Here is an 11,647-nt window from a genome sequence, read left to right on the forward strand (position 1 = left end):
CGCAGCATCGCGCTTTGCCCGCTGCTGAGAGGCGTAATTGACACCAACGCATGCCCGGCAGGCGAATACACTACTCGCCAGTAGCTTTGCACAGCGCTTATTGCAGACAGGGCACAGGAACATGGCCCGCTCTCCACCCATGTGGCAAGGCAGCCACTCTATGTGAACCGTGTAGTCGTATGGCTTGCCACCACTGTTATAAGAAAACTGTACGTTACTGGGATCAATGCAATGTAGCGATATGGCGGCAACGCGCTCACCGTCCCGATTTGTCCATTGCCAATCGCAAGAATATCCACGAGTAAGCACGCCAGACCTTTTGAGCCTACTGGCTGCTATTGAACGATACCCCTCGACCGCATCCTTTTGCTTTTGCATGGCGACCTAAATCCATTGGCTAACTTGCAAAAAAAACCTTTGCACGGTGCTGTCAAAGGCGGCCCCAATCTGAGGCCCCCTTACCTGTTCTTTCGCTGTTCAGATCAATCAGACTTCTTGCTAATGCTGTTTTCCCACTCTTCCAGGTAGCGGCTCATATTGATCTTTTGAACCATCTTCTCGCGCGCCTGCTCATAGTCGTCAAAGCGTGCGTAAGTGGAAATCTCGCAGCCCTGGGCGGTGAGCTGATAAATCTGGACCTCGCCACCAATATGGATCTGCTGGCTCAGAGGTAGGCCGCTATTTTCTTGAATATGCCGCTGCTGCTTCATCATCTCAAAGATATCTACCTGCCCCTCAGGAACAGTGCACTCAGGTTTAACGCCTATACCTGGTGGTAGCTTCTCTGATGCAAACCCGGTGGATGACCTGTATGCATAAACCACTATCTTTCCAGTGATTTCGGAAATGCCCATGAGGTAAACGGTAGTCGACTGACAGTGATATCCATCAAGATGCGCGCCCATCTCCTCCTGGAATTTCGCCCAAATACGTCGAAGCTCTTCTGGTGCAAAATTATTAAGGTGCTCTACGCCATCAACCCTCATCCGACGATTGATGCACACAAACCAATCTTCCATTATTTCGGCGAAGCCAGTAGCAAACACAATGGTTTTAAGGTGTGGCACGTAGAACGCTTTCGACCGAAAAAGTCCAGGCTGGCCATGCTGGTCGCATGCCAATGTATCAGTGGCTACAAACCCTCTGTCTTCACAGCTTTGAAAGATTATCGCTGACATAGTGGCTCCAGGCTGAAAGTGCAGTTGGCATTATTGATGAACATTTCTTTCTCTCCATTCTCAGTTATAGGAATGTGACGGCCAGAAGGCATATAGCTGGCGTACCTGCCGCCATTAAACCCTCTGCGCATACCTTCTAGCTGATCGCGCATCCCCGGCCGATCAACGACGTGTTTGGGCATGACGAACTCACCACGATGCACGATGCCGGCGGGCTCATTGCGCGAACCTGAACCGGTATAGCCGCCCGATGCGTAGCCCGCCATACTAGTGGACTGGATAGCCCCAAGAATGGAGGTGGTCGCTGCGACGGTTGATGCTATAGCCGCCAAGTTAGCAGGCCACGGCAGTGCGGCAGCGTTGGCAATGCCTTGCTGAATCTTGATAGCGGCGTCGGCAAGAGCAAAAGCCTTCGACGCGGCGAACATGGCCCGGTAGATGCCGGATTGCTCGCCAGCGAAACCTCTAGCAACACTCGCCATCTCTCCAAACATGTTACTAGCGGTCGAAATCATCATCGACGCTTTAGCCTGCTCTATTTGCTGCAGCCTTTCTGCATGAGTTTGAGCCGCTTCTTGCTCGCGCTTGTTGTAGTCCTCTTGAGTCAGAAGCTGCTGCTCTCTCGCGTCAACCAGTCGTTCCAACTGTTGCCGATAGCGTTCACGCTCCTGCTCTGCGTCTTTTTCGTAACGTGAGAACTGGTCGTCATACTGGCCACCTGTCAATGGATCAGGTTTTTTGCCGATATGGCTGCTTGTTTCACGGTCGCGGGCCTGACGGTTGCGCTCAAGAAGATCGTCGCGCTCAGCGCCAGCAGGGGTTGAGTCGATAATGTCCTTTCTTCGCTGCTCGTATTCAGCCTTTATTTTCTCTGTTTCGGTGCGTAGCCCTGACAATAGGCGATCTGAGATTTGATCCTGCTGTGACTGCCGCATATCTGCGCTTCGCTTAAGCGAGTCAAGTTGCTGCTGGCTGCCGCGCTCTGTGTTCTCGAGGATAATGCGGTTGCGCTCGGCATACTCTGCCTCGATGGTTTCACGCTCAGTGGCAAGCTGGCGCTGAACTGCTGCAAACTCATTTTTGCGACGCTTGACTTCGCTCTCGCTAGTCGAGGTGATAGGGGGCTGAGAACCTCCACCCTTAGGCTTGTTGAGCTGGTCATTAATCTGCTGGAGTATCTTCTCGCGAGCCTCTATATCGTTACCAGTTTGCTCAAGCTCTCGTTCCAGTCGCGCTATCTCCGGTGCGTTATTGCGTCGCTGATCCATCGCTGCAAAGGCGGCTCTCGGGCCCCGCTGCCCACTTGCTGCTGCCTGGTCTGGCATTAGGGCATCAAGCTCTGACTTTGTACGCGCCGCCTGAACCTGTAGCCGGAACAGCTCGGCAGTAAATCCCGCCATTTCAAACTTTAAGGCTGACTCGGATAACCCATCAATGCGTTGCCGGAGTTCATCCACAATATCCGCTGTTTCACGCACAGGCTTTGGCACCAGCCCTAACTCTTCACGGAAAGAGTAGATCGCCCACGCTGCCAAAAGAATGACGCCGGTCGGGCCTCCTAGAAAGCCCATTACGGCGCGAAGGCCGCCCATGGCGCGTGTTGCCGTTTGGGCTGTTGCTGTAGTGGCAGCAAGGGTTGTGTTGTTGGCTCGCTGAACTGCGGTCGCCTGCGCAGTTGCAATTGTTTCTGCTTCAAGAAGCGCTACGTAGCGGGTCTTATATTGAGCAAGCGTGGCATCCATAGCGGCAAGCTCGCGCTTAATAGCTGTCTGCGCGCCAATCGCCTTGGTAGTGGCGAGCTTCGCAGCCAGCGCTGCTCTATCAGCCTGAACCTCAGCCATAATTGACTTGGTTACAGTGATGCTTGCCTGTATTTCTTTAACCTTGGCTGCTGCGGCCTGATTGGATGCCTGAGCTTCGCCGCGCAGTGCTTGCATGCGTTTTACAGAAGCGCCTACAAGGGCTAGGTTTGCAATCGTAGCTGCGCCCAGGGATTGGGCATACCGCCCTGCAATAACAGCCGATAAGGCTATAGCCCCCTGGGTAACAGTTTCCAAATTGTTGCTGAGGTAAATAACCGATTCGCCGAGTTTTCCGACAACGCCTTGGGCAGAGTCAGATGATCCAATGAATTGGATCATATTGTTTCGCGCCTTGGTCATGCTGTCGGCAAATGTGTCAGTCGATGCGGCAGCGCGACGTTCAATTTCATCGGAGTAATTACGAACCGCGCGAATCAGCGTGTCGATCCCCAGCTTTCCCTCGCTACCCATCTTCTTAAGTTCAGCAGTGGACTTTCCGGTCTCAGATTGAAGCGCCTTAAGTATTAGCGGCGCTTGATCGAGAATTGTGTTGAACTCTTCGCCCTGAATGATGCCCGCGTTAAAAGCCTGGGAAAGCTGAAGGATTAAAGCAGAAGCACCTGCCGCGCTAGTGCCATTTGCACGCAGACTTTGGGATGTAAGATCAACAAATTCGAGTAGCTCTGACTGCTCAACATTGAGGCCACTGGTAGCGTCGGCCACCTTGGCATAAAGGTTGGCTGTATTTTCAATAGCAATTGCAGACCTGTTGGATATATCCATCAGCTCTTTATTGATGGTGGCCAGCTCAGCAGCGCTACCAGTTACCTGGCGCAGCTGGTTTTGTGTACGGTTCCATGCGTCGCTGTAGGCGATAATTTGGCGGGTCGCCATCGCTGAGCTGACGGCGGTAACCATACTACGTAAGCGCATCGCTGCACCGCCCGCGGTATTAAAACCTTGCCCCATACGCCGTGAAGCCTTGTCGGTGCGGTCAAAGCCTTTCTCCATGCGCCTGGTCGAGCCATCAACATCTTTCTCAGCTTTTAATAACCCGGCAGTGCGGGCATCAACGACGTAATATAGGTTTCCTGCTTCAGTAGCCATAACACTTACCTCAATGCGTTCTATGTGGGGGCTCGTCAAACAGGAGGCAGTCAATCATTCCCATCTTGCGCGCGTGTTCAACTACGTCCTGCTCTCGGACGCCCAGAGCTTTAGCCAAGTCAGCGGTGCGATATAAGGGTGCCCCGTCCTGGTTTATCGCCCCCACCTGTAAGCCGGGGAACGCCTTTTCAAGCCCTCCTGTAATCCCCTCCAGTATTGGGGACCGCAAGAACATCGGCCTGCTGTCGTCATAAACACGTCGCAGTATTTCTTCGGAGTCAGTGATAGCCACGTCTTTAAAAAACTCGATCACTGCATCTTGTTCCCATTGGGCGAGTATCCATGCCATGTGCTTACATAGCGGCGCTTTGAGCAATTCAGGGTCGGTATCATGGCTGCTCGCAGCCCATACCTGCCCGGGTGTTAGGTGTTCAAGTGCTGTGCCGCGATCCGCGGCTTGTTTGATAGCTTCTTTGGTAATCATGGCTTTCTCCACTAATAATCAGTGCAAGGTATGGGTCGGTTTGGTTTGAAGCTGATTCTCAATGCCCTTCTCTTTAGCCAGCGCCAGCAGCTCTTCCTCGCTGGCGCCTAATGCCTTGGCAATATGATCCAGCCGGTACACTGCGTTGCCGTCGTCATCCACTGCCGTTGCCTTGAGATCGGGAAAGAACGTCTCCATACCTTCCTGCAGCGTTTCAAGGATTGGGCCACGTAGGAACATGGGGTGCTGTTCGTCATAGGCGCGATAGATCATCACATCGGTATCGCCGTGCTCTACGCCACCAAAGAACGCCTGCCGTGCTTTCTGCTCTACGCTAGCCAGTAGCAATATCATTGAGTGCCGCATCGGCTGGCGCAGGTGCGCGGGCTTAACGCTGGCCTCATACGCTGCCCAGGTTTGACCGGGCGTGAGGTGATCCAGACCTGTGCCACTTTCAGCGGCTTGTTTAATCGTGTCGTGGTTAATCATGATGCTCTCCTATGCCGCCGGCGGTGTGGTGTCAGTAACAATCAGCGCATTCACTATCCCTTGTAGGCGAGTCAGGCGAATGCGTATAAGCCCTACCAGCGTTCCAGCAGGGAGTGCATCGTTTATCGCTTCCAGCGTCGCAGCGCAGGCCAGCAAGGCATCGTCATCAGGCGATGATTGCAGCGTGTCCCGTACCGCTTCTGCGCTATGGCTGGCGCTCTGATCGATGGAGCGCAGGCTGGATGCCAGGCGTGTGGCTTCCTGAATGGCACTATCCAACATGACGACCTCCTGTTAGCTCTCGGTTAGCAGCACGGCGGCCCGCGTTATCGCGCTTATGGCTGACAGGCTCCTGCTCGGCAGCTTTCTGCCATGTGGTGATATACCGCTGGGCGATTTGTAGCGCTTTTTGTGGCGGCCGGTTGCTTACCACTTTGCTTAATAGGCGCTCATCCTCCGGCAGCACAGCACAATGTTCACGGACAAGCCGCAACCAGCGTGGCGCATGCTCAACAACAGGCGCACTTACAGGCACCTCTGACGCTGGCGCATGGGGCAGGTTAGGCCATACCGCTTTAGCGGCTGATAGCGCCTTGGAATCGCTCAGCAGGCGACGACATTGCTTAAGGGCTGTGTAGGTATCGGGTGCCACCTCAAAGGCGTCATCCAGCACTACCGCTAGTTCAGCAGCCGATTGCCGAGTAAGGGTAGCCATCACTCCACGTACCTCGGTTTCAATAGGCTCCAAAGGCCTATCGATCGCGTACAGGCTGCCAATGATGGTGTTGATGTCATGGACAGTGGCAGTGCTTTGCGTTGAGCTTTTAACCTCGTTTGCGATGGCACAAGACGTTTCGGGGCGGTGACAGTGGTGACAGCGGTGACAAGGTTGATTATCAAGGATTTTTTCTGTCACCGGTGCTGTTTCACCACTGGTGACAGCGGTGACAGAATGGACGTTATCAGTGTTGACAGCGCTTTCCATAGGTTCATCTGGTTCACTGGTAGGCGAACTAGCAGCTTGTCGGCGCATTCTAAGAAGGTCGCGGTAGCTCATGATTCGCCCTCCCTTGGAAGAATGGCGTAGAACCGCAAGCGCCTATCAGTATCAAAGGAAATACGTTTCTGAGTGGTAAGCCTCCCCTTGTCTTTTCCATGCAGCCATTCAGCCTTATCAAGCACTGCCGCAATCGTCTTTAGGTCATAACCTTTGGCAGCCTCCTGCAGTGCCTCATTCTGGAAATAAAACACTCGGCCATCGGCGCAATCAGACCAGTAACCCGCACGGTCCCTAACATCCTTGTCTGCGCCTAGCTCGCTAAAGCGGCTGTCACCGTGGCGCTGTATAAAGTTGGACACGCCTTCCAGGATGGCTTGATCTTCCGGGGGTAAATTGCCGCGCTCGTTCTGCCACAACTGAAAGCACATACCAATCGCTTCGATAGATGCCCCGGGCTTCCATCCGGTTATGCCCGCGTCAGTAGCCAGCTCTCCTGCCATAGCAAGCAGTCCAAAAGCGCCAGCAGCACGGCTGGAAACTCCATCTTGCGTGCCGGTAAATACAGGATCTTCCATAGTGTCGCGGTAGAGGGCGGGCAAGTCAGACTGCTTTATCAAATGCTGGATAAAAGCGCTCCCGGCATGCCCATAATGCTCCGCTGTTGCTGCCTTAATAGCGTTAGCAAAATCACTAGGGCTAATACCCTGGATGTCATCGAACGCCCCATAACGGCGACTGGTAGCGGGTATATCCAACAAGCGGGCATCCTGCCCCGCCTTAGCGGACTTCCCGGCTTCGCTCATGTGAGAGGCCAGACTACGCTCACCACTGGATAGCAACATCAGGCGCCAGCGCTGAGCTTCACGGATACCTCCGGTTCTAGCCGCTCGCTGCTTTCCTACACCGTTAGCTACCAGATAGACCATATTGCCCGCTTCATATGGGCTCGCTTGGCTGATCTCATCCAGCACCATGCAGGTATCGTTCTGGGACGCTGCCAAGGCTTCAATGCCATTGCCGGTACCAGACCACTGGCGCATGAATTGAGGACTGCCCCAGACGCTGCTCGCCATTTGCAAGCAGGTGGTTTTGCCCTTACTGGAGCCTCCGCGCAAGTTGAAGCCTAACCCCCCAGACGGCTGCTGTTTGGCTGGCCATATCAAAGGTCCGGCTAAAGCTATGCAGATACCCAGCATTAGGATGGGGTTGTTAACTGCGCGCCCGGCAACCTGCTGGCGCCAGCCATCAAGCGTGCCGCGAACATCAAAGTAGCTGGATCGTGAAGAATCGGCGCTAAAGCAATAGTCCTGATTACCGATGGTGCGCTCAGGCAGAACAAAGGCACGAGAGTTGTCATGCCAGCCGGTTGTAGTAGCCGCTACCAGCCGGGCCTCTGGCCGACTCTCCATAATGTAGTCAGCAAGGCGGTGGCGCTGCTTGATGACGTGCGTGTGCCCCATATCCAGTAATTCGCGGCGCAGCTCTGAACCGCCTTCATTGAGCAAGCGCATCGGCAATACTCGGCGGCACCATTTGCCTTCGCTATTCATAAAGCGAACCTGACGCCCGAAGTTACCGCCATGCTCGTCACGGCTAATGGCAATCACTTCAACGGGATCAGCAATGTACACATCCTCATTAGTGGAACCGTTCTGCCCGTTGCGTATGCCGTGCCACCACAGCCCTGGGGGAAACCGCTTATCCCCGATATAGAACCAATCAGCATGGCTGGTGAAACCGGGACGCTTGATACTGCTATCTAGGGGCTCGCTTCCCCCAGGCGACACTTCTTTGCCCAAAGGCATCGAGTCAGCAAGCGCCGCTAACTCCTTTGCTCCCATCGCAGGCCGCTTGCTCTGATCATTAGCACCTGCTTCCGCTGTTCCAGCTGCTTTTGTAGTCAGGCGGCTTTGATCCTCCTCAACTGGGTCATCAAACAGGCCCAGATTATCGTCTGGCTTCCAGCTCATACGGCCCCCTTGCGGCATAGGGCCACGTCCGCAAAGTCGGTGCATGACGTACAACGGTCACAAAATACAGGCGTGAGCAACTTGCCCCCGATGGCCAGCGCGGCGATGCGTGCTTTAGTCATGCCGGGGTTACCTTCGGTAAAGCGATCATCATCCGCTGCGATCGTGATAGCCACGTCTTCGGGTAAGCGTTGGCGCAGGCGTCGGGCGACCGGCTCAAGGTTGGCGGCATTGCGGGCAACCACCACCGGGCAGCCAGTAGACGCATAGAGCGCAGCACCGGTTGCCCATCCCTCGGTTACTAGTACTCGTTGAGCGCCAGCAATGCGCCCAATCAGGCTAGCCGCACCTTTTACCCGGCCACCCGGCATAGGACGCTTGGCACCATCAGGAAAGATGCGCTCCAGATTAATGAGCTCGCCATCGACATACAGCGGTACCAGCAGGGCATTGCCCCGCTGGCGCAGGCCGTATGGCCGTAACTGCTTTTTGGTCAGATAGGGGTGGCTGGTATCTGCTGGTTTGGCAGAAGCCCACCATTGGCGGGCCTGCTTTGCTGCCTCTGCCTGTTTAGCGATACGCTCGGCTTCCCATTGGTCGCGCTGGCGCTGTGCCTCCAAGCGAGCTTGCTGGCGCTTCTCGGTGCGCGTGATATCGTCATCAGCATCATCGACTAGTATTACCAAGCGCTGAGAGTCACGCCAGTCACCCACCACCGCCGCGGTATCCCCTAGCAGACCGATATAGCCACTCTGACTATTGGCACCATCAGGGATGAACCGACGCCACTTACCCTTGCCTGAAAAGCGGGACGCGCCATACAGATCACTGGCGACCTGCTCAGCGGCAACCTCTATGCTAAGATGGCTGGGCATCTCGACAATGCTGCTGTACTCCGCCTGGCTTCGGTCGGGCACTTTTATTGTTCCTCGCATATATAGCCCTCCCCTTGCAGCCAATCGCGGCGCTCCTCAAAGGTGCTGGATAGCAGCCACAACGTTTCAATAAGAGCCTCACGCTTCAGACCATCAAGGTCATGGTCGTTAAGCAGCATCGCTACGCCTGCAAGAATTTTTGACGCCTGCTCCATTTGGCGTGCATCACCAGTAAGGGCGGCTTTCAGCAGGTAGGTTTGATCTTGAGGAATCATAAGCCCGTCTCCTTGCTAAACGCCTGGGCTTCTCTCTGCATCTCCTTGAACTCAAGGTGATTGACTAAACCGCTAGCAAACGCCTGATCGGCTGTTAAGAAGCGATCCGGATTAGTGAAGTGAAAGCGAATGACACGGGTGCGTAGATCGCAATTAATGGCTACGGGCATCATTGGGCCGCCTCCAGAGAATCCAGGTAGGCAACAGCGCCAGCCAGTGCACTCTCTACAGTATGGGCACCGATACCATGCGGCACATCGGCGTCAAACCAAGCGGCCACGGGAACAACGGCCTTTTCGTGGTGGGTGATATGGCAAGCGTCACTATGACCAGTCTGGCGTACAGCATCACGCCAATCGGTTGCCTTAACGACGGTTTCTTGACCAGTGCGGGCGAAGGTGATCTTGAATAGGCTCATGGTTTAGCCTCCCCTTCAATCTTCTCATCAAGCAGGCCAAGCTCTCGGTAGCAGCTCTCGGCCACTATATCGATGGCCTCTACCAGCGAGCCGTAGTAGTAGTCGTTGAGAATGGGCGCTTCGCCTTCGTTGCCATCACGTGTTCTGTCGATGCTGATAATGTTGGCGAGGGCGGTCATTAAACCAATACGGCTTTCAAGGGCGTCGATGTTGCGTTTTGCAGTGCTCATGAGCGCGCCTCCAGACCACTAACAGCGGCTTCGAGATGACGAGCTTTATCAATATGATGGTTGTAACGCTTAAGGCGGGTACTTGCGCTGGTATCGGCAAACAAGGCAGCTTTAGCCATTGATCGATGGGCAGCAGCACGTTTAGAGGGATTTTGGGTAAGGAATAGGCGTAGTGATGCCATGGGTGTGACTCCGCGTATTGAAGATGGAGCCGTCAACCACTGTCGCCAAACAGATTGGAGGACGGACTGAGCAGGGTTGGCGAACCGGCATACACGGAAACCGGCAGACACGAAGGTCTCCCCACACAGCCCGTCCATAACATACCGTAAGGACGCAAAAAAAGCGCCTATTCGGTATCGGAGGGCGCCTGTGCGCCGCGTATAATTCAGGTCGCCAAACCTGGCTGACGATTTTGCGCCAGCAAGATCAGCATAGCGGTTAGTCATTAGAATGGTCAACATCAAACACCATCCTTAGTACTACTGGTACCAGTCGGCAGGTAGTAGAGCGCTACACGGCTATGCTTGCGCCCCCACGGGTCGATCACATCTTGCAGGTGGGTTCGTATGTCGTGGCCCTTCTCTCGCAGCTCACAGATACGCGCGCCTGGGCGAAGGATGTTTTCTTCTTGCAATAGCTCAAGAGTAGTAACCGGCCCTCGCTTTAAGCGGGCCAGAATGCGTATGCGCTGGCTGGCGGAGTCAGTGGAGTTGATAGTCATGCAGCACCGCCTTGCAGCTTGGGAAGTAGCTGCTCCTGTGCGTAGCGTGTTAGCTCTTGCTTGCGCTGCTGGTAGTCCAGGCCTCGGCCTAATAGGAAGGTGTCGCGCTGCTCGATCAGCGCCAGCAGGCGAAGCTCGTCAGGAGTCAGGCTGTCACGATCTACACCCTTGGATTGCCCAAAGACAGCGATATTGATCAAACGGGCTTCATTGATGAAGTGATGGCGGGCGGCAGGCTTGCCTTGGGCTTCCCGGGTTAGTTGGAGTGCGTCACACATACCGCGGTATCCGATAGCGGCTGAGTCGCGTAGCAGCTGCCAATCTTCAGCGCCGCCATGGATTAAGCGATCAATCTGCTCATCACACCAGATTTCAAAGTCAACTGACAGCCAACGGGCGAACGGTACGGCTAGCTTCGGGTGCAGCCAAGTACCACCGCCGCGATCCATTCGCGCACGACTTGTTTCTACATATGTGATTTTCCCATATCTACGTTCAAGGCCAAGCAGGTAAGCCTTTGTCTCGGGTAGTCGCAGCCACTGCGCGGGCTCTTTACCAAAGCGTTTTGCTGACTCAGTAGCATTGATCCAGCCAGCAGAGTTAAAGCTATAAGCTTGGCCTTCGTATTGCAGAGGGATGACATTGGAAGCAGACATTTAAGCCACCTCCCTATCATTGCGGTAATCAGTAATAAGGCGAGCGGAATACTCGTAGATTTCAGCCAGAACGAACCTTAGCGGCGCGTTCTTACTAGTGCCCTGCTGAATAGGCTTAGGGAAGCGTGAGTCTTCCTTACGGGCACGATCAAAGGATGTAGATGGCATGCCCAATATTGCGCACGCCTGTCGCTTATCAATCTGGACAAACTTGGGGTCGAAGTTATCGAGCGGGATTTTACCGGCAGCTTTATCGCGGTTGGTTTGCATCGTAAGTCTCCTGAATAAGCCTTGTGGTGGCTTGGACGACTACGATGTTGGCTTATGGAATAACCCTCAGGGCAACACCATTTGGGTTCAGGGTAAGCACCCTAAGATTGGTGAAAACAACCCTTAGGGTAGACTTAAGCCCGCATAGTTGCTGGCTTTTCTACCCTAA

The 11,647-nt window shown here is 54.5% G+C and carries 16 protein-coding genes; all 16 read right to left on the bottom strand.

Annotated features, from left to right (window positions below):
* Positions 1-482: 482 nt before the first annotated feature.
* The 16 genes from ACT3R7_RS19990 to ACT3R7_RS20065 all read right to left on the bottom strand — a co-directional run bounded on the left by ACT3R7_RS19990 (position 483) and on the right by ACT3R7_RS20065 (position 11,478).
* Positions 483-1,178: a hypothetical protein gene (locus ACT3R7_RS19990; protein ID WP_496199404.1), complete on the bottom strand. Its 696-nt coding sequence runs from the start codon at positions 1,176-1,178 to the stop codon at positions 483-485.
* Positions 1,166-4,087 carry a tape measure protein gene (locus tag ACT3R7_RS19995; RefSeq protein WP_496199405.1) on the bottom strand — a complete coding sequence of 974 codons (2,922 nt, stop codon included), beginning with the start codon at positions 4,085-4,087 and terminating at the stop codon, positions 1,166-1,168. Before ACT3R7_RS19995 ends, ACT3R7_RS19990 begins: the two co-directional genes overlap by 13 nt.
* Positions 4,088-4,097: 10 nt before the next feature.
* On the bottom strand, positions 4,098-4,571 hold the full coding sequence (locus ACT3R7_RS20000; protein ID WP_496199406.1) for a hypothetical protein: 474 nt from the start codon (positions 4,569-4,571) through the stop codon (positions 4,098-4,100).
* Between the two features lie 18 nt (positions 4,572-4,589).
* A complete protein-coding gene (locus ACT3R7_RS20005; RefSeq protein WP_496199407.1) occupies positions 4,590-5,060 on the bottom strand; it encodes a hypothetical protein in 471 nt (156 codons plus the stop codon).
* A gap of 9 nt (positions 5,061-5,069) precedes the next feature.
* Complete coding sequence (locus ACT3R7_RS20010; RefSeq protein ID WP_496199408.1) at positions 5,070-5,342, bottom strand: hypothetical protein; 273 nt, start codon at positions 5,340-5,342, stop codon at positions 5,070-5,072.
* Entirely contained in the window at positions 5,332-6,117 is a 786-nt protein-coding gene (locus ACT3R7_RS20015) for a hypothetical protein (RefSeq protein WP_496199409.1), read from the bottom strand. Before ACT3R7_RS20015 ends, ACT3R7_RS20010 begins: the two co-directional genes overlap by 11 nt.
* On the bottom strand, positions 6,114-8,030 hold the full coding sequence (locus tag ACT3R7_RS20020; protein WP_496199410.1) for a DUF927 domain-containing protein: 1,917 nt from the start codon (positions 8,028-8,030) through the stop codon (positions 6,114-6,116). Before ACT3R7_RS20020 ends, ACT3R7_RS20015 begins: the two co-directional genes overlap by 4 nt.
* Positions 8,027-8,965, bottom strand: a complete 939-nt coding sequence (locus ACT3R7_RS20025) for a toprim domain-containing protein (protein WP_496199411.1) — start codon at positions 8,963-8,965, stop codon at positions 8,027-8,029. Before ACT3R7_RS20025 ends, ACT3R7_RS20020 begins: the two co-directional genes overlap by 4 nt.
* A complete protein-coding gene (locus ACT3R7_RS20030) occupies positions 8,950-9,180 on the bottom strand; it encodes a hypothetical protein (protein ID WP_496199412.1) in 231 nt (76 codons plus the stop codon). The genes ACT3R7_RS20025 and ACT3R7_RS20030 overlap by 16 nt, the downstream gene beginning before the upstream one ends.
* A complete protein-coding gene (locus ACT3R7_RS20035) occupies positions 9,177-9,353 on the bottom strand; it encodes a hypothetical protein (protein WP_496199413.1) in 177 nt (58 codons plus the stop codon). Before ACT3R7_RS20035 ends, ACT3R7_RS20030 begins: the two co-directional genes overlap by 4 nt.
* Complete coding sequence (locus tag ACT3R7_RS20040) at positions 9,350-9,598, bottom strand: hypothetical protein (RefSeq protein WP_496199414.1); 249 nt, start codon at positions 9,596-9,598, stop codon at positions 9,350-9,352. Before ACT3R7_RS20040 ends, ACT3R7_RS20035 begins: the two co-directional genes overlap by 4 nt.
* The gene (locus ACT3R7_RS20045; RefSeq protein ID WP_496199415.1) at positions 9,595-9,828 is read right to left on the bottom strand and encodes a hypothetical protein; all 234 of its coding nucleotides are present in this window, start codon (positions 9,826-9,828) and stop codon (positions 9,595-9,597) included. Before ACT3R7_RS20045 ends, ACT3R7_RS20040 begins: the two co-directional genes overlap by 4 nt.
* Positions 9,825-10,010: a hypothetical protein gene (locus ACT3R7_RS20050; protein ID WP_496199416.1), complete on the bottom strand. Its 186-nt coding sequence runs from the start codon at positions 10,008-10,010 to the stop codon at positions 9,825-9,827. Before ACT3R7_RS20050 ends, ACT3R7_RS20045 begins: the two co-directional genes overlap by 4 nt.
* 281 nt (positions 10,011-10,291) lie before the next feature.
* Positions 10,292-10,552, bottom strand: a complete 261-nt coding sequence (locus ACT3R7_RS20055) for a helix-turn-helix domain-containing protein (protein ID WP_496199417.1) — start codon at positions 10,550-10,552, stop codon at positions 10,292-10,294.
* Positions 10,549-11,208: a KilA-N domain-containing protein gene (locus tag ACT3R7_RS20060; protein WP_496199418.1), complete on the bottom strand. Its 660-nt coding sequence runs from the start codon at positions 11,206-11,208 to the stop codon at positions 10,549-10,551. The genes ACT3R7_RS20055 and ACT3R7_RS20060 overlap by 4 nt, the downstream gene beginning before the upstream one ends.
* Positions 11,209-11,478, bottom strand: a complete 270-nt coding sequence (locus ACT3R7_RS20065; protein ID WP_496199419.1) for a hypothetical protein — start codon at positions 11,476-11,478, stop codon at positions 11,209-11,211.
* Positions 11,479-11,647: the final 169 nt, after the last annotated feature.

Origin of the sequence: Halomonas sp. AOP43-A1-21 (assembly GCF_052376775.1) — a bacterium.
In the GTDB taxonomy this organism is placed as follows: Bacteria; Pseudomonadota; Gammaproteobacteria; order Pseudomonadales; family Halomonadaceae; genus Vreelandella; species Vreelandella colorata.

Excerpts from the sequence above, each read along its gene's own strand:
- ACT3R7_RS20000 (WP_496199406.1), bottom strand. The coding sequence starts at position 4,571 with ATGATTACCAAAGAAGCTATCAAACAAGCCGCGGATCGCGGCACAGCA.
- ACT3R7_RS20050 (WP_496199416.1), bottom strand. The coding sequence starts at position 10,010 with ATGGCATCACTACGCCTATTCCTTACCCAAAATCCCTCTAAACGTGCT.
- ACT3R7_RS20020 (WP_496199410.1), bottom strand. The coding sequence starts at position 8,030 with ATGAGCTGGAAGCCAGACGATAATCTGGGCCTGTTTGATGACCCAGTT.
- ACT3R7_RS19990 (WP_496199404.1), bottom strand. The coding sequence starts at position 1,178 with ATGTCAGCGATAATCTTTCAAAGCTGTGAAGACAGAGGGTTTGTAGCC.
- ACT3R7_RS20010 (WP_496199408.1), bottom strand. The coding sequence starts at position 5,342 with ATGTTGGATAGTGCCATTCAGGAAGCCACACGCCTGGCATCCAGCCTG.
- ACT3R7_RS20035 (WP_496199413.1), bottom strand. The coding sequence starts at position 9,353 with ATGATGCCCGTAGCCATTAATTGCGATCTACGCACCCGTGTCATTCGC.
- ACT3R7_RS20030 (WP_496199412.1), bottom strand. The coding sequence starts at position 9,180 with ATGATTCCTCAAGATCAAACCTACCTGCTGAAAGCCGCCCTTACTGGT.
- ACT3R7_RS20065 (WP_496199419.1), bottom strand. The coding sequence starts at position 11,478 with ATGCAAACCAACCGCGATAAAGCTGCCGGTAAAATCCCGCTCGATAAC.
- ACT3R7_RS20045 (WP_496199415.1), bottom strand. The coding sequence starts at position 9,828 with ATGAGCACTGCAAAACGCAACATCGACGCCCTTGAAAGCCGTATTGGT.
- ACT3R7_RS19995 (WP_496199405.1), bottom strand. The coding sequence starts at position 4,087 with ATGGCTACTGAAGCAGGAAACCTATATTACGTCGTTGATGCCCGCACT.
- ACT3R7_RS20055 (WP_496199417.1), bottom strand. The coding sequence starts at position 10,552 with ATGACTATCAACTCCACTGACTCCGCCAGCCAGCGCATACGCATTCTG.
- ACT3R7_RS20040 (WP_496199414.1), bottom strand. The coding sequence starts at position 9,598 with ATGAGCCTATTCAAGATCACCTTCGCCCGCACTGGTCAAGAAACCGTC.
- ACT3R7_RS20025 (WP_496199411.1), bottom strand. The coding sequence starts at position 8,965 with ATGCGAGGAACAATAAAAGTGCCCGACCGAAGCCAGGCGGAGTACAGC.
- ACT3R7_RS20015 (WP_496199409.1), bottom strand. The coding sequence starts at position 6,117 with ATGAGCTACCGCGACCTTCTTAGAATGCGCCGACAAGCTGCTAGTTCG.
- ACT3R7_RS20005 (WP_496199407.1), bottom strand. The coding sequence starts at position 5,060 with ATGATTAACCACGACACGATTAAACAAGCCGCTGAAAGTGGCACAGGT.
- ACT3R7_RS20060 (WP_496199418.1), bottom strand. The coding sequence starts at position 11,208 with ATGTCTGCTTCCAATGTCATCCCTCTGCAATACGAAGGCCAAGCTTAT.